Source organism: Microbacterium hydrocarbonoxydans (genome assembly GCF_000956475.1).
In the GTDB taxonomy this organism is placed as follows: Bacteria; Actinomycetota; Actinomycetes; order Actinomycetales; family Microbacteriaceae; genus Microbacterium; species Microbacterium hydrocarbonoxydans_A.
In genome coordinates, this window is the sequence record NZ_JYJB01000005.1 from 167,609 (window position 1) to 184,135 (window position 16,527).

11 protein-coding genes are annotated in these 16,527 nt (G+C 71.5%); 8 read left to right on the forward strand and 3 right to left on the reverse strand.

Features of this window, described 5'->3' with window-relative positions:
• Positions 1-131 precede the first annotated feature (131 nt).
• Positions 132-734, reverse strand: coding sequence for an NUDIX hydrolase family protein (locus RS84_RS03125; protein WP_045256294.1), 603 nt, complete (start codon positions 732-734; stop codon positions 132-134).
• A 29-nt stretch (positions 735-763) separates the two neighbouring features.
• On the opposite strand from RS84_RS03125, the gene RS84_RS03130 reads away from it, so the two are divergent.
• Positions 764-1,411 (forward strand): alpha/beta hydrolase, encoded by a 648-nt coding sequence (locus RS84_RS03130; protein ID WP_235281370.1) that lies wholly within the window; start codon positions 764-766, stop codon positions 1,409-1,411.
• A 6-nt stretch (positions 1,412-1,417) separates the two neighbouring features.
• On the opposite strand, the gene RS84_RS03135 is transcribed toward RS84_RS03130, so the two are convergent.
• Positions 1,418-2,689 carry an endonuclease/exonuclease/phosphatase family protein gene (locus RS84_RS03135; RefSeq protein WP_045256295.1) on the reverse strand — a complete coding sequence of 424 codons (1,272 nt, stop codon included), beginning with the start codon at positions 2,687-2,689 and terminating at the stop codon, positions 1,418-1,420.
• Positions 2,690-2,974: 285 nt separating this feature from the next.
• Between RS84_RS03135 and RS84_RS03140 the strand changes: the two genes are divergently transcribed.
• Positions 2,975-4,657: an ABC-F family ATP-binding cassette domain-containing protein gene (locus RS84_RS03140; RefSeq protein WP_045256296.1), complete on the forward strand. Its 1,683-nt coding sequence runs from the start codon at positions 2,975-2,977 to the stop codon at positions 4,655-4,657.
• A gap of 85 nt (positions 4,658-4,742) precedes the next feature.
• On the opposite strand, the gene RS84_RS18570 is transcribed toward RS84_RS03140, so the two are convergent.
• Positions 4,743-6,038: a PA2928 family protein gene (locus tag RS84_RS18570; RefSeq protein WP_052676188.1), complete on the reverse strand. Its 1,296-nt coding sequence runs from the start codon at positions 6,036-6,038 to the stop codon at positions 4,743-4,745.
• 83 nt (positions 6,039-6,121) lie between these two features.
• Between RS84_RS18570 and RS84_RS03150 the strand changes: the two genes are divergently transcribed.
• The 6 genes from RS84_RS03150 (at position 6,122) to RS84_RS03175 (ending at position 16,513) form a co-directional block, all read left to right on the forward strand.
• Positions 6,122-7,438 (forward strand): hypothetical protein, encoded by a 1,317-nt coding sequence (locus tag RS84_RS03150; RefSeq protein WP_052676189.1) that lies wholly within the window; start codon positions 6,122-6,124, stop codon positions 7,436-7,438.
• Complete coding sequence (locus RS84_RS03155) at positions 7,435-8,517, forward strand: hypothetical protein (RefSeq protein ID WP_045256297.1); 1,083 nt, start codon at positions 7,435-7,437, stop codon at positions 8,515-8,517. Before RS84_RS03150 ends, RS84_RS03155 begins: the two co-directional genes overlap by 4 nt.
• The gene (locus RS84_RS03160) at positions 8,514-10,145 is read left to right on the forward strand and encodes a tetratricopeptide repeat protein (protein ID WP_045256298.1); all 1,632 of its coding nucleotides are present in this window, start codon (positions 8,514-8,516) and stop codon (positions 10,143-10,145) included. The genes RS84_RS03155 and RS84_RS03160 overlap by 4 nt, the downstream gene beginning before the upstream one ends.
• On the forward strand, positions 10,139-11,461 hold the full coding sequence (locus tag RS84_RS03165) for a CHAT domain-containing protein (RefSeq protein WP_052676190.1): 1,323 nt from the start codon (positions 10,139-10,141) through the stop codon (positions 11,459-11,461). Before RS84_RS03160 ends, RS84_RS03165 begins: the two co-directional genes overlap by 7 nt.
• A gap of 187 nt (positions 11,462-11,648) precedes the next feature.
• Entirely contained in the window at positions 11,649-11,828 is a 180-nt protein-coding gene (locus RS84_RS03170) for a PspC domain-containing protein (protein WP_045256299.1), read from the forward strand.
• A gap of 38 nt (positions 11,829-11,866) precedes the next feature.
• Positions 11,867-16,513: an ATP-dependent helicase gene (locus tag RS84_RS03175; protein ID WP_045256300.1), complete on the forward strand. Its 4,647-nt coding sequence runs from the start codon at positions 11,867-11,869 to the stop codon at positions 16,511-16,513.
• Positions 16,514-16,527: the final 14 nt, after the last annotated feature.

Here is a 16,527-nt window from a genome sequence, read left to right on the forward strand (position 1 = left end):
GTCATGGAAGGGCGCCGTGGCGGAAGGGCGCCGTGGCGGAAGGGCGCCGTAGCGGAAGGGCGCCGTAGTGGAAGGGCGCCGTAGCGGAAGGGCGCCGTAGCGGAAGGGCGCCGTAGTGGAAGGGGATGCCGCTAGCGCAGCAGCCCGACGCTCGCGAGGGCCTGCCGGATCAGCGTGCCGCGGCCGCCCTCCATCTCGGCGGCGACGGCATCCGACCCCGCCTCCTCCGGGGTGAACCAGGTGACCTCGAGCGCGTCCTGACGCGGCTCGCAGGTACCCGTGACAGGCACCACGAACGCCAGCGACACGGCGTGCTGACGGTCGTCGTGGTAGGCGCTGACACCGGGGATCGGGAAGTACTCGGCAACCGTGAACGGCAAGGGCTGCGGGGGCAGCAGCGGGAAGGCCATGGGGCCGAGGTCGTTCTCGACGTGCCGGAACAGGGCGTCACGGATCGTCTCGCCGAACCGGACCCTGCCCGAGACGATCGTGCGCGTCATCTCGCCCATCGGCGTCGAACGCAGCAGGATGCCGATCTCGGTGACGACTCCCGAGCCGTCGGTGCGCACCGGAACGGCCTCGACGTAGAGCATGGGCAGCCGACGCCGCGCCTCCTCCAGCTCGAACTCGCTCAGCCAGCCCGGGTTCGATCCCGGCGCCGGCGTGGCCGCGGCGAAGCCGGCGAGCCCGTCGTCTTCGGGCTCGGGATCAGGATCAGGTGTGCGAACCGCCATGTGTCCTTTCTACCAGGCAGGATGGAGGCGTGAGCGAGAACCTGAGGATCGACGACAGCGCGACGCTCTGGTCGACAGAGGCCCGAGAGCGGATGCCGCTGCTGGTGCTGCTGCACGGCTACGGCGCCGACGAGAACGACCTGTTCGGGCTCGCGCGATATCTTCCCGCAGGGCTCGCCGTGGCATCCGTCGCCGCTCCCCTCGCCCCGCCTTGGCCGATGCCCGGCCGCTCCTGGTATCCGATCGAGGGGCTCGACGGTCGCGATCCCTCGCACGTGACGGCCGCCGCCGAAGCCCTGCTGCGCTGGCTCGACGAGATCGGCGCCGACGACATCGCACTGCTCGGCTTCTCACAGGGCGCGGCGGTGTCGCTGCAGGCGCTGCGGCTCGCGCCGGAGCGGATCGGCGCCGTCGTCGCGCTCAGCGGATACGTCGCCCCGGGAGACCTCCCCGGCGATCCTGAGCTGGCTGAGCGGCGCCCGCGCGTCTTCTGGGGGCGCGGCACACACGACGACGTCATCCCGCCGAACCTGGTCGTGCACACCGCCGACTGGCTGCCGACGCACTCCGACCTCTCCGGCCGGGTGTACACCGGTCTCACCCACAGCATCTCCGAGGACGAGCTCGTCGACGTGCGGGTGTTCCTGGACCGATGGCTGGAGAACCTCAGCGTCTGAGGGTGGTCAGCGCCTCGCGCCGGGCACGCCGGCGTCGATCCACACCAGGCGATGATCGCTCGACGGGAACGGGTAGGTGCCTGTCAGCGCCGAAAGCGGCTCGTCGGACGCGGGCCAGAACACGCCTGACCCCAGGACGCGGATCTGCCGACTGGGCAGCACGTAGTCGACGCGCAGGTTCCCCGGCGGCTCCGAGAAGTCGGCCGTGTCCTGCTGGGGAGCGCCGACATGATCGAGGTTCACACCGCCCTGGAGCTCGGTCGCCTCTGCCGCCCCGGCGCTCGTCGGCACCGTGCTCGTGTTGATCCTCGGGTTCTCGAGGAGCTGACGGATCGCGCCGCCGGTCGAGTCGCCGTCGTTCGGGTCGGCGTTCTGATCGCCGGCGATGACGAACAGCGAGCCGCCCTTGAGCCCTCCCGCACGGCCGGCGTCGTCAGTGATGTACGCGGAGGCATCGCCACCGGTGACGTAATCCGACCAGAAGCGGATCTCGTCGTGGTTGCGCGTGCCGTTGCGATCCTCTGCGCCGTCGAAGGTCGGCGGAGTCGGGTGCGACACCAGGAAGTGCACGGTCTTGTTCTTCGATACCCGGATCGGCACGTCCCAGTGCGACTTGCTCGACAGCGGGAACTGCGCGAGCTCCTCCGGCGAGTACCAGTCGGCGGGCGCATCGGTGGCCGGGTCGTCCGGCAGGAGCGCGCCGGGCATGTCGACCCAGCGGAAGTTCCGGAACGTGCGGACCGCGTCCTCGTCGATCGGCAGCTTGGAGTACACGGCCATGCCGTACTGCCCGGGGAAGAGCCCGAAGCCCCATGCGTCGTCACCGCCGCCCACGGCGCCGTTGTTGTTGAGATCGAAGCCGCTGGGCACGCCCGTGTTCACGGGTGCGGTGTAGCGATAGGGGTACTCGACCGGGGCCGCATCGCCGTGCGGCACGCTGAGGTAGTTGTCCTGGAAGAGGCGCAGCGCCTCGCCCCCGGCGACGTAGTCGAACTCGTTGATGAGGAGGACGTCGGGGTTGGCGCGCTGGATGATCTCGGCGACGGCATCCGCCTGCGCGTTGCCCGGCGCAGACAGGTCGCTGACCAGCGCGCCCTCCGCACCGCGGTTGAGCGAGGCGTTGAACGTGGCGAACCGGACGTCGCCCGCGGCGCCCTGGCCGCCTGAGGACGGCGAGGATGCGGCGACCGCGGGCGCGGCCGTGGCGGTCCCTGCGACGACGAGGAGCAGTGCTGCAGCGATTCCGACGGTGCGGACGCGACGATGCGGTCTGGTCATGAAGCCACGCTAACCCCGGCAGGTGGCCACCGGGTGAACTCCTGGCGAGCGTGAATGATCACGAGCGACACGCCCGGGTTGCGCGCGCCGCCCGGGGCGGGTATCGTCGTGGCGTCCTGTCCGCCGTGTCTGGAAGTCCTTTGATCTGATCCGTCGCCTCCGCGCCCCTCTTCTCGCGCGCTGACCCGACGATCGCCGACTCCACGGCCACCCTCCCGTTCCGGGAACCCCTCGACGTTCCGGGGGATCGGTGTCAGTGCACCCCGCACTCGACAGGAGACACTCATGTCAACACCCACCCTTCACGCTTCGGTCGTCCTCGACCGCCTCACCTTCACCTGGCCTGACGGCTCGACCGCCCTGAGCGAGGTGTCCGGGTCCTTCGGAACCGGCCGCACCGGTCTCGTCGGGCGCAACGGGGCAGGGAAGTCCACTCTGCTGCGCCTGATGGCAGGTGTCCTCACCCCCACTTCGGGGGTGATCACCGCCACCGGCGAGATCGCCTATCTGCCGCAGCAGCTGACGCTCGACGTCGACCGCCGCGTCGCCGAGCTTCTCGGCGTCGCCACGGCTCTCGACGCCGTGCGCGCGATCGAGGCGGGCGATGTGGATCCGGCCCGCTTCGATGCCGTCGGCGACGACTGGGACATCGAGGCGCGAGCCGCAGCATCCCTCGCCGAAGCCGGCCTCTCCCCCGACTTCCTCGACCGCCGTGTCGGAGAGCTCTCTGGTGGCGAGGCGGTGCTGGTGGCGATCGCCGGCATCCGCCTTCGCCGTGCGCCGATCACGCTGCTCGACGAGCCGACCAACAATCTCGACCGCGACGCCCGCGCGACGCTGGCGGCGATGGTCGAGTCGTGGAAGGGCGCGCTCGTCGTGGTCAGTCACGACCTGTCGCTGCTGGAGCTCATGGACGACACGGCCGAGCTGTACGGCAGCGAGCTGACCGTGTTCGGCGGCCCGTACTCGGAATGGCGGGCACGGCTGGATGCCGAGCAGGATGCCGCGAAGCAGGCCGAGGTCGCGGCGAAGCAGGTGCTCCGCAAGGAGAAGCGCCAGCGCATCGAGGCGGAGTCGAAGCTCGCGACCCGCAGTCAGATGGCCAAGAAGGCCTACGAGAACAAGAAGGAGCCCAAGATCGTCATGAACGGGCGCAAGATGGCTGCGGAGGTCTCGGCAGGCCGGCTGCGCGTCGAGGTCGGGGCGAAGGAGGATGCGGCGCGCTCGGCGCTCGACGAGGCGGGGCGCCGCGTGCGCTCGGACGCGTCGATGAAGATCGAGCTGCCCGATCCCGGTGTGTCGAGATCGCGCCGGATCGCGACGATCAGCGACGCCGAGCGGGAATGGGTGATCCAGGGTCCTGAGCGGGTCGCGCTGATCGGCCGCAACGGCGTGGGCAAGACGACGCTGCTCGAGCGGCTGGTCGCCGGCGCCGTTCACAACTCAGGAAGATCTGTCGCCGAAGGCGCCGGACCCCGGGATTCCCGCACCCCGGAACCGCCGCGGGACTCTTCTTTCCTGAATTGTGAACGCGCGGATGCCGTCGCCCACACCGACCGCATCGGATACCTGCCGCAGCGCGTCGACGATCTCGACGAGACCCGCACGGTCTTCGAGAACATCGCGGATGCCGCACCCCAGGTGCCGGAGAAGGAGCTGCGCAACCGGCTCGCGCGCTTCCTCATCCGCGGGGCGACGGCCGAACGTCCCGTCGCTGCGCTCTCCGGCGGCGAGCGCTTCCGGGTGGCGCTCGCGAGGCTGCTGATGAGCGATCCCGCCCCTCACCTGGTCGTTCTCGACGAGCCGACCAACAACCTCGACATCGACACCGTCGATCAGCTCGTCGAGGCGCTGCGCGCCTACCGCGGAGCGGTGCTCGTCGTGAGTCACGACGATGCATTCCTCGCCAGGCTCGATCTCGATCTCACGCTCGAGATCGATGCGGAGGGGGCCCTGCACGCCGTCTGACCGGCGTCACGCGGCCGGTCCGGACGTCGAAGACTCCGGACCGGCCGCTCCCCCATCCGCGCGGACCCCTCATCCGCGCGAAGCATCATCCGAACGGCGCCACCCACCACGGCACCTGCCCGACCTCGACGGGCCGCAGCGAGCCGTCCGCATCGAGCACTCGCAGAGAGTCCGGCTGCCACGACTCCGGTGCGGCCGCGATCACGGCCGTCGTGCCGGAGGAACCGGTGACGGCCCTCAGCGCGTCGGTCCCCATCTCGACCGTGTCGACGATCTCGCCGGTCGCGACGGACACGCTGCTGAGCAGCATCCGCTCGGCGTTCACGGATTCCCGGTGCTGCACGAGCACGTACCCCGAGGCGAACCCTGCAGGGGTCGCGGGCGCGCTGCCGGCCGATGCCTGCGCGCTCGCCGCCTCGAGCAGCGCCTCGACGTCGTCGAGGTCGATCCCGTCGAAGTCCCCCTCCAGGAACTGCCCCGTCTCGAGCATCACACCCTGCCGCGACGACGGGCCCGTGAGGGGGATGATCTCGGCGCCGACGAGCTCGGTGCGGCTGACGGTGCGGCCGTCGGGCGAGGTGATCACGAGCGCATCGCGGCTGACGGCCTCGGCGATCGACTCGATCTCGACCTTCGTGCCATCGGGGCCCGTCGCCGCGTCGACGCGAGTCGTGAGAGCCGCGGTGTCGAGGAACGCGCTCGCGCTCAGCGCGCCCCGCCATCGGCTCGCGACGTCGGGATCCGCCGCGGTCGCAGTCTGCGTGCCGACCGGGATCTGCAGCACCGCGCCCGAGCCGGTGAGCGCCACGACGGCGTTCGTCTCGAGGTCGTAGCCGTATGCCGAGGCGGCGAGCACGGCGTCGGAACCGATTCCCGAGACGCCGGTTCCCTCGGCGCGGATGTTCCCGGTCGCCGCATCCAGGATCACGAGCCCCTCGTCACTCGCGACGTAGACGAGAGTCGAGTCACCGGCGAGCGCCATGGCTTCGCCGCCGAGATCGTCGTTCAGGCGCTGGTCCCAGAGCGTCTCGCCGTCGGAGAGCCGGATCGCCGCCGCTCGGTGCTGGAACATGGGCTCGCCGATGCCAGGGCGGGAGTCGTCGGCGTAGACGACGATCGCCACGTCCTGCTCGTCGATGCTGATCACCGCGGCGCCCGGCAGGATCTCCAGATCGCGCGTCGGCGGCGAGAGCATCCACGTCCCGATGAAGATCGCCGCGCCGAGGAGCACCGGCGTCAGCAGGAATCCGAGGAAGCGGAATCGGATGCGCCGTCGCACCGTGCGCGGGTCGTGCGGCCGCCGAGGCGGAACCGGCGTCGACCCCAGCGGAAGAACCGTGCTGCCGTTGAGCACATACCCTCGCGACTCGTTCGTGTTCATGACGTCAGCCTCCCGCCGCGGATTGCCCTCCCGATCACGGGTTTCCGCGGAGCGGGGGCGTCGCGCTGTATAGGCTGGCGGTCATGAGCGCCACCGACCTCTCCTCCGAGGCGCCCTCCCCCGAGAAGGCCGCGGCCTCCCGTCCGCGCGCGCAGGTGATCAGCCAGGCCTGGATGGAGCTCGGCCCCGGTGTCGCTCCGCTGAGCAACGGATCAGGGCGCCCGCTGGCCCGCACCCTGAAGCTGATCCTCGATCCGCTGGTGATCCGGCCCGTGCAGAACCCCGCTCTCGCCGGCGGCTCGCTGACGGAGTCCGCCGCGGCCGAGCTCCGCGCCCGCATCCGCGCGGCGGGCAGCGAGCTCTCGGCCGCATCCTCCTGGTTCCTCGAGCTGAAGGCGGCACGGCGCAGGCTGCGGATCACCGACGGCAACCCGCAGGAGAAGTACTTCCAGCGCTGCTACGAGCTGGCGCGCACCGCGGGTGCTCCGTCCGACGGGGCGGATGCCGTCGCCGCCGAGGTCGTCGCGGAGATCGCCCAGGCGTCCGGCGACTCGCTGCTCGCTCACATGCGCCGGATCCTCGCCGACGAAGAACATGCTGCGCGGCTCGGCCGCGAGCTCGCGGATGCCTGGGACCGGCGGCCCGAGGCCGCAGCGCCCCCGCCCTCGCCTGACGCCGTCGCCGCAGCCCTCGACGCCTCCCCAGCGGGCGCGGCGTGCGCGCCCTTCGCTGATCTCGTCGACCGTGCCGCAGGAACGGCCTCCGGTCGAGCCCTGGGCGAAGAGGGCGCAGCGCACGCGCTCGGACTCACCCGGCATCCGATTCCCCCCGTGCCACAGCTCGGCGAGACCGCCTCGAAACGCGACCTTCCGCCGCCCTTCGACCGGTCGATCTTCGAGCGGCTGTTCGCCGCGCTCTCGGGCGGCGTGCCGCCCGAGCTCGGTGTCGACGCCGAGGGACTGCTCGCCGAGGAGATCATCCGCTCCGCGCGCGCGTGGCAGCTCGGCGAGGAGGAGAGCCGGGTGGCGATGCTGCTCGGGACGGAGGCGAGCAGCGCGCTCGAGCAGGGCGGCACGGTGCAGTCCTCCGCGGCTCACCGGCTGCTGGCGGCACGCTGGCATCGCGAGGCCTACGTGCGGCGAGCACTGCGGATGCCCGACGGACTGAGCGGAGTGCCCGCTCCCATCATCGACGACGTGCGCTCGGTGCGCCGCGCCTACCTGCGGCGGCTCTGGGTTCGCCTGCACGGCAGGGAGCTGCGCGATCAGGGCATCGAGGGCGCCGACGTGTGGGACGTCCTCGACGGTGTGCTGCGCTCGGTCGTGATGGATCAGCGCCAGCGCCTGAAGACGGCCATGATCCGCGGCGCCGGCGCCCGGGAAGCGACGGAGGCGGCATGAGCGCGCAGATCCGTGTGCAGGGCGATCGTGTGCATCTGTCGTCGGCGGACTCCTCTCCCGATCGGGTCCCGTTCCGCACCGCGATCGTCGAGGCACGGGGCGGCCTGCTGCACTGGGACCCGACGGAAGCCGTCACGGCCCCGGATGCCGACGTCGACGACGTCCACGCGGCAACCGCCTGGCTCGCGGAGATCTACGGGCAGGACGTCGCGGACGCCCTGAGCCACGGCACCGACGCGACGCTGCCCGCGGGCGAGGGAGACCCCGTCGTCATCGATGCCGTGCTGCGACTCGGGCACCTCGCCTGGGCCGGCACGTGGTGGCCGGCCGGCTCACGGGTTCCGGCACTCGACCCCGCGCTGCTCGCCGCCGAGACCGCTCTGACGACCCACATCGTCGAGCACCTGCTCGATGACGACCAGGCGGTCGAGCGGGCTCTGGCGGATGCCGCGGCCGCCCCCGCGGCACTGGCCGCTGTGCCCTCGGCACTCGCGATCGACGCCGAGCGGATGCTGTCGGCGCTTTCCGCCCTCGCGGAGGACTACGGGGTCGTGCTCGACGCGACCCCGGGTCGGAGCATCTCGGGTGCCAGGGAGGAATGGGCTCTCGCAGCGGGCGGCGCGCATGCCTCTCGCGCGGGCGTCGAGGTCGCATCGGGCAGCGCACCCGTGCGGTGGGCCGACGTGCCGGCGCAGACCGTGGCCGCAGAGTCCGAGGCGCGGTGGACCATCCGCCAGCACGCGGGCGCCGCAGTGCTGCACGTCGAGGTGCCGGCCGTCGATTCCCCGCACGCCGGTCGCTCGCTGGTCGCCCGGTTCGGACCGGCGGAACTCGGCACAGAGGTCATTCTCGAACGCGGATCGGCGATGTTCCACGGTGAAGCCGAGGTGCCGGCATCCGCCCTGTTCCTCCCCGCAGCCGATCGCACGCTCCGGGTGCACGATCCTCTGCTGAGCGCCGAGGACGATGGAGCGCCAGAGCCGCTCGACCAGCGCGAGCGCGTGCTCGCGTTCGCCGCCTCTCGGCTGAGCTCGCCCGACGCATCGCTGGCCGAGCGGGTGGCGGGAGCGCGGGCGTGACCTCGCCCGATGAGCGACCACCGAGCGCCGTGCTCGGTCGCGTCCCTGCGTCACCCCGCTGGAAGGCAGGACGCGACCGGAACAACGAGGCCGCCCTCATGCTGCACGCCGGCCGCGTGGATGAGGCCGCGGTCGTCCTCGCCGAGGTGGTCGCACTCACCCGCGTCGACGACGTCGACGCGGAAGGCCTGGACATGCGGGCCCGGGCGCTGCTGAACCTCGCGGCAGCACACGAGTTCCGGGGCGATCTGGTCGGCGCGCTGCGCACGGCCGACGAAGGTCTCGCCGCGGCATCCGACGCTCTCGCGCTGATCGGCGACGAGAGAGCAACGCGCACCGTGCAGCTCAACGGCATGCTGGCGAGGGCGCAGACTCTCACGCAGATGGACCGTCTGGACGACGCACTAGACGGCATCGCCGCAGCCGAGGCGCTGCTGGATTCGGAGGATCTCGACCAGCGCGAGCTCCTCCGGTTCTCGGTGCACAACGCCCGCACCGCGGTGCTGATCATGACCGGGCGGCTGCAGGATGCGGAGGACGAGGCGCAGCGCGCTCTCGCGGTCGCGCTCAGCGTCGGTCCTGCCCTCGCCGGCCACGCATACGCGAACCTCGGCGTGATCGCTCAGCGGACGGGCGACGATGCCGCGGCGCGAGAATACCTGCAGCTCGCGCATCAGGCGCAGGAGCTCTCGGGCGATGCCACCAGCCGCCAGCACGCGGTGGAGAACCTCGCCCGTGCTGCCATGCAGGAGGGGCGCATGCGGGAGGCGGAAGCTCTTTTCCGCCAGGCAGCGGACCTCGCCCGGCAGATCGGTCTCACGACGAGGCTCGCGGCCAGCAGGACCGGCCTTGCCGCGGTGCTGCTGCAGTCGGGGCGGGCATCGGCTGCGGCGAAGGCGCTGCGCGCCCTGCTGGACGAGCTGGACTCGGAAGCGGCGGTGCACGAACGCCTCGAGGCGTACTCGTTCCTCGGAGATGCCGAGTCGACCCGCAACCGCTATACGGCCGCCGACGAGGCGTACCGCGCCGCGCTGGAGCTCGCCCGCTCGCCGCACGACCGCGGCAGGATCAACCTGCGTCGCGCCGAGATGCACGCCGAATGGGCGTCGATGTCGATCACCCCTCGCTCGCGCCTCACCCGCCTCGAGAAGGCGCGCGACCTCGCGATCCCCGTGCTCCTGGTCACCGAGGCGCTGCGCGACGGCTTCGCGCCGGGTGTCACACGCGAGCGCTGGAGCCTGCAGGTCGCGGCCCCCGCGCGCGAGCTCGCCTTCCGTCTCGCGCGCACGCTCGGAGACTCGGCGCTGCTGTTCCAGCTGATCGAGAACGCGGCGGCGTCCGTGACGCTGCGGGCGGATGCCCCGACCGACGTCGCCGTGCTGCTGCCCTTCGAACGTCCGAGCATTCCTGACGACGCGGTTGAGCGAGACGTCCGGGACCACGGCGAGCTGCCCGCGGCCGCCGCCGGGCTGCTCGGCGGCGAGGGCACGGCATCCGTCCGCTTCGCTCCCCCGCCTCGAGTCGTCGCCGTCCCCGGCGCCGAGCCCGTGCTGGACGAGTGGATCCGCGCTGCCGAGGCCGAGTACGGCATCCCGCTTCGTTCTGAGACGACGGTGCCCGCATGGTGAGCGGCTGGCGCGATCTCCCCGACTTCGGCTCCCCGCTGCCCCGCGCGCGCACCGAGGGCGCCGCCGTGCTGGAAGACCTCCCGGACGGCGAGCGCCCCGTGGCGCGGCTGCGGTTCGTCGATGGCGACGATCTGTTCGTGAGCTGGATCTGGGACCATCAGCGCACCGCGCCGAGGATGACCCTGATCGGCCGCGAGCTCGTGGCGCCGGCGCTCGACCGGCTCGCCAAGGCGCTGCCCTCGCCGCTGCCCGGCGAGAGCGGGATCGAAGCGCTGACCCGTGCTCTCGCCGGCGGCGACCTCGTCGATCCTGAGCGGGAGCAGCAGCTCGCGGTGCTGCTCACCTCGGCGCTGATCCCGCAGTGGCTGGGTGCCGAGCTCGACGCGCTGGAGGAGGCAGGCCTCCGCCCGCACCTGCGGATCCAGCTGTCCCCGTCGACCGCGCAGCTGCCGTGGGAGCTGCTCAGCACGTCCGGCGTCGAGCGTGGCATCGACATGGCCGATGCATCCGTCCTGCTGCCGGCCACGCTGCGCAACGATCCCTCGCGGGCGGTGTCGCCGTGGTCGCCGTCGTCGCCGGTGGTGACGGTGCTGGATCCCGCGGTCCCCGGGTTCTCTGCGACGAGCGAGCTGGGCAGCGTGCTCGGCACGATCGCACCCGGCTCGGACCTCGCGCGGGCGATCGACGATCTCGGATGCCGACGGCTGCCGCGCGGCGAGGCGTTCCGCCGAGCGGATGTCGACCGGCTGGTGCTCGCGCAGGCGCTCGCGGATGCCGGACGCCTGCTGTACCTCGGGCACGTCACGGCCTCGACGCACGCGCTGGATGCGCGGCTGCATCTGTCCGACCCTGCGGATGCGCCGGGCGCGACCCCGCCGCTCGGCGCGCATCGCCCGTACTCGGCCGCCGAGATCGCGCTGGGAGCGCCTGGTCTCGAGCCGCTGCGCGCACCCAACCGCGTCGCGCTGATCGCCTGCGACTCGGGCACCGACATGCGCTTCGCAGAGCCCACAGGGCTCGTCGCGGCGTTCCTGCACCGCGGCGCCGAATATGTGACGGCCACCCGATGGACCCTGCCCACCGAAGCCGGTCTGCGCAGGCTCGTCCCAGGTCTCGGCGATCGAGCAGAGGGGATGCTGACGGATGCCGTGATCGCGGTGAACGCCGCGCACGAATCGGATGACCCGATCAGCGCGCTCGGCGCGTGGCAGCGCGAGCAGCGCCGACTGTGGACCTCGACCGGGGATCCCCGTCACTCCCCGATCATGTGGGGTGCCTTCGCGACCGCCTGGGCTCCCGAGCCGGTGCTGCTCTGAGCTCTGCGGCGTCACGTCGTGCACGTTCGACCGCATCGTCCGAGGGCGGGAGCATACCGCTCGGCGCGGACGGTTTGTCGGGAGAATTCGCGTTTGTCGGGAGAATCGCGTGGGAGACGCGGGGAACTCACTCCGTCGTCCCGACAAAGTGCTTCATCTGGACGGGCAGCCAGGGCAGGATGGGTCCATGAACCCTCTCGTGCGCCCCCGGAACGACCGCGTCATCGCCGGCGTCTGCTCCGCCGTCGCCCGACGATTCGACATGAAGGCGTCGACCGTCCGGCTGCTCAGCGTGCTCCTGGTGCTCTTCGCGGGGCTCTCGCTGTGGGCCTACGTGCTGCTCTGGATCGTGATCCCGAACGAGTGAACCGAGCCGATGTCCGTCCCCTCGGCGAAGATGGAGGGATGGGCGATGTGCTCGATCGGTTCACCCCCGCCACGCAGGACTGGTTCCGGGGGGCCTTCAGCGCGCCCACACCGGCGCAGGCGGGCGCGTGGGAGGCGATCTCGGCGGGCAAGCATGCGCTCGTGGTCGCGCCCACAGGCTCCGGCAAGACGCTGTCGGCGTTCCTCTGGGCGATCGACAGCGTGTTCCGCGAGCGGACCATGGGTACAGCCCGCGAGCGGACCACGGGCACAGCCCGCGAGCGGATGCAGCTCACGGATGCTGCGCCGAAGAAGAAGGATGCCTCGCGCACCCGCATCCTCTACATCTCGCCGTTGAAGGCGCTCGGCGTGGATGTCGAGCGCAACCTGCGCTCGCCGCTGATCGGCATCGGCCAGTCGGCGCGGCGTCTGGGCACCACCGCGCCGAGCGTCACGGTCGGCGTGCGCTCGGGCGACACGACCTCGAGCGACAGACGCAAGCTCGTCGCCGACCCGCCGGACATCCTCATCACGACTCCCGAGTCGCTGTACCTGATGCTCACCAGCCGCGCGGGTGAGACGCTGCGCGACGTGCACACGGTCATCATCGACGAGGTGCACGCGGTCGCCGCGACCAAACGCGGAGCCCACCTCGCGGTGAGTCTCGAACGGCTCGATGCGCTGCGCCGCGCGCATGGCGCACAGGATCCCGCCCAGCGCATCGGCTTGTCGGCCACGGTTCGGCCGATCGACGAGGTGGCGCGGTTCCTCGGGGGTTCCGCCCCCGTCGAGATCGTGGCGCCTCCCGCGTCCAAGACCTTCGAGCTCGGCGTGGTCGTCCCGATGGACGACATGACCAACCCGCCCCCTCCACCGGGAGTCGCCGCGCCCGTCGATGGCGAGCCGGCGGAGTACAGCGAGGTGACCGGATCCGTCTGGCCGCACGTCGAGGAGGCGATCGTCGACCGCATCCTCGAGAACAACTCGACGATCGTCTTCGCGAACTCCCGCCGTCTGGCCGAACGGCTCACCGGGCGGCTGAACGAGATCTACTCGGAGCGGATCGGCATCGCGCTGCCCGACGCGACCGTCCCGGCCGCGATGATGGCGCAGGCCGGAGCGACAGCCGGCGCCGACCCCGTTCTCGCCAAGGCCCATCACGGCTCGGTCTCGAAGGAGCAGCGAGCGCAGGTCGAGGAGGAGCTGAAATCCGGGGTCCTCCGCTGCGTCGTCGCGACCAGCAGCCTCGAACTCGGCATCGACATGGGTGCCGTCGATCTCGTGATCCAGGTCGAGGCGCCGCCGTCTGCCGCATCCGGGCTGCAGCGCGTAGGACGCGCAGGTCACCAGGTCGGAGAGATCAGTCGCGCCGCGCTCTTCCCGAAGCATCGAGGCGACGTGCTGCACACCGCGATCGTCACCGAACGGATGCTGGCGGGCAAGATCGAGGCGATCCAGGTGCCGCGCAATCCGCTCGACATCCTCGCGCAGCAGACGGTGGCCGCCAGCGCCCTCGGCGCGATCAGCGTGGAGGAGTGGTTCGAGACCGTACGGCGCTCGGCCCCCTTCCAGTCGCTGCCCCGCTCGGCGTACGAGGCCACCCTCGATCTGCTGGCGGGACGCTTCCCCTCCGACGAGTTCGCGGAGCTCCGGCCCCGCCTCGTGTGGGACCGAGACGCCGGCACCCTGACGGGCCGTCCTGGCGCGCAGCGCATCGCGGTGACCAGCGGAGGGACCATCCCCGATCGTGGGCTGTTCGGGGTGTTCGTCGCGGGCGAGACCACGGGGGCGCGCGTCGGCGAGCTCGACGAGGAGATGGTCTACGAGTCGCGTGTCGGCGACGTGTTCACATTGGGAACGACGAGCTGGCGCATCGCCGAGATCACCCACGACAGGGTGAACGTGATCCCCGCATACGGTCAGCCCGGCAAGGTGCCGTTCTGGCATGGCGACGGCATCGGGCGCCCCTTCGAACTCGGCGAGGCGCTGGGCAGGTTCTCTCGCGAGGTGTCTGCGGCGGCTCCCGAGAAGGCGGCGCAGCGACTCATCGACGCCGGTCTCGACGAGCAGGCCAGAGCGAACCTGATGGCGCATCTCACCGAGCAGCGCGAAGCCACGGGGACTCTGCCGACCGACCGCACGCTGACTGTGGAGCGCGGCCACGACGAGGTCGGCGACTGGCGGGTGATCCTGCATTCCCCATACGGCATGAAGGTGCACGCGCCGTGGGCGCTGGCCATCAACGCGCGCGTGCGCGAGCGGCTGGGCGTCGAGGGGTCGGCGGTCGCGAGCGACGACGGCATCATCGTGCGGATCCCGGATGCCGACGCCGAGCCGCCCGGCGCCGAGCTGTTCGTGTTCGACCCCGACGAGCTCGAGCAGCTCGTCACCGAAGAGGTCGGCGGCTCGGCGCTGTTCGCCTCCCGGTTCCGCGAGTGCGCGGCTCGCTCCCTGCTGATGCCGCGCATGAACCCGAACAAGCGCACGCCGCTGTGGCAGCAGCGTCAGCGCTCGGCCCAGCTGCTCGAGGTGGCGCGCCGGCATCCGACCTTCCCCGTCATCCTGGAGACCCTGCGCGAGGTGCTGCAGGACGTCTACGACCTGCCGTCGCTGCGCCGGCTCGCGATGTCGATCGCCGACCGGCGGATCCGCCTCGTAGAGACCGAACCCGCACAGCCCTCGCCCTTCGCGCGCGATCTGCTCTTCGGCTACGTCGGCGCGTTCATGTACGAGGGCGATTCGCCGCTCGCCGAGCGGCGCGCTGCAGCCCTGTCTGTCGACCCTGCTCTGCTGGGCGAGCTGCTCGGCACGGTCGAGCTCCGCGAGCTGCTCGACCCCGACGTCATCGCGCAGTTCGAGCGCGAGGCGCAGCGGCTCGATCCCGAACGCCACGCGAGGGGTCTCGAAGGCGCAGCCGATCTGCTGCGAATGCTCGGACCACTCGATGCCGCCGAGATTGCGAGCCGTCTCGACGAGCCGGTCGCCGCGCAGGCGCATCTCGATGCGCTGGTCTCCGCTCGCCGAGCCATCCCCGTGACCATCGCCGGTGTTGCGCGAGTCGCCGCGATCGAAGACGCCGGCCGTCTGCGCGATGCCCTGGGCGTCGCTCTCCCCACCGGCATCCCGGTCGCGTTCCTCGAGCCGGTGGCAGATCCGCTCGGTGATCTGGTCGCACGTCACGCCCGCACGCACGGACCCTTCACCACGGATGCTGTCGCCACCCGCTTCGGCATCGGCTCCGCGGTCGCTCGGCACACCCTGCAGCGGCTGGAGCAGTCCGGGCGCATCACGAGCGGGTACTTCCTGCCCACCGCCGCCGGCTCCGCCGACGATCTGGAGTGGTGCGACACCGAGGTGCTGCGGCGACTGCGGATGCGCTCTCTTGCGGCGATCCGCGGGTCTGTCGAGCCGGTATCCCCGGAGGCGTACGCCCGCTTCCTGCCCGACTGGCAGCATCTGTCTCGCCCGCTCGAGGGTCTCGACGGCGTGCTGACGGTGATCGAGCAGTTCGCCGGCGTGCCGATCCCCGCGAGCGCCTGGGAGTCTCTCGTCCTCCCCTCGCGAGTGCGCGACTACACGCCGGCCATGCTCGACGAGCTCACCTCGGCAGGAGAGGTCATCTGGGCGGGCAACGGCACGCTCCCGGGGCGCGACGGCTGGGTGTCGCTGCATCCGGCAGACCTCGCACCGTTCACGCTGCCCGAATCGGATGCCGAGATCGGCGCCGATTCGCTTGAGGCGCAGCTGCTCGCCGCCCTCGGCGCGGGGGGCGCCTACTTCGCGACCCAGCTCAAGGAGATGACCGGGGCCGAGAGCGAGCAGTCCGTGCTCGAGGCGCTGTGGAACCTCACCTGGGCGAGCCGCGTCACGAACGACACCTTCGCGCCGATCCGCGCGCTGCTCGCCGGCGGCTCCCAGGCTCACAAGGTCACTCGCAGGGCGCCTCGCACCCGCACCTATCGAGGCGTCTCGCTCGCGCGCACCGCTCCCCGGCCGACCTCGCTCGGCGGGCGCTGGTCGCTGCTGCCGGGCGCCGACGCGTCGGCGGGCTCGGCGACCCAGGATGCAGCCCGCCGGGCGACTGTCACGGCCGGCCTGCTGCTCGACCGCTACGGCGTCGTCACGCGCGGCGCGGTGCAGGCCGAGGGCGTGCCAGGAGGATTCGCTCAGGCGTACCGGGTGCTCGCCGGGTTCGAGGAGGCGGGCCACTGCCGACGCGGGTACGTGATCGAGAAGCTCGGGGCCGCGCAGTTCGCGGCATCCGCCACCGTCGATCGTCTGCGCACATTCGCGGGTCTCGCCGACCCTCCGCCTCGGCACGCCGTCACGCTCGCCGCGACCGACCCTGCGAACCCCTACGGCGCCGCGCTCGGCTGGCCGCCCCTCGAGGGCGTCTCGCATCGGCCCGGCCGCAAGGCCGGAGGCCTGGTCGTGCTGGTCGACGGCGCCCTCGTGCTCTACCTCGAGCGAGGAGGGCGCACAGTGCTGTCGTTCAGCGATGACCCCGACGTGCTGCGAGCCGCAGCATCCGACCTGGCCGCCACCGCGCGATCGAGGCGCCTCGAGACCCTCACGGTCGAGAAGGTCAACGGCGAGGGCGTGTACGGCACGGAGTTCGCGCTGGCCCTGCACGAGGCCGGCTTCGTCGTGACTCCGCGCGGTTACACGCTCCGCAAGACGGTCTGAGCCTCGTACGCTGA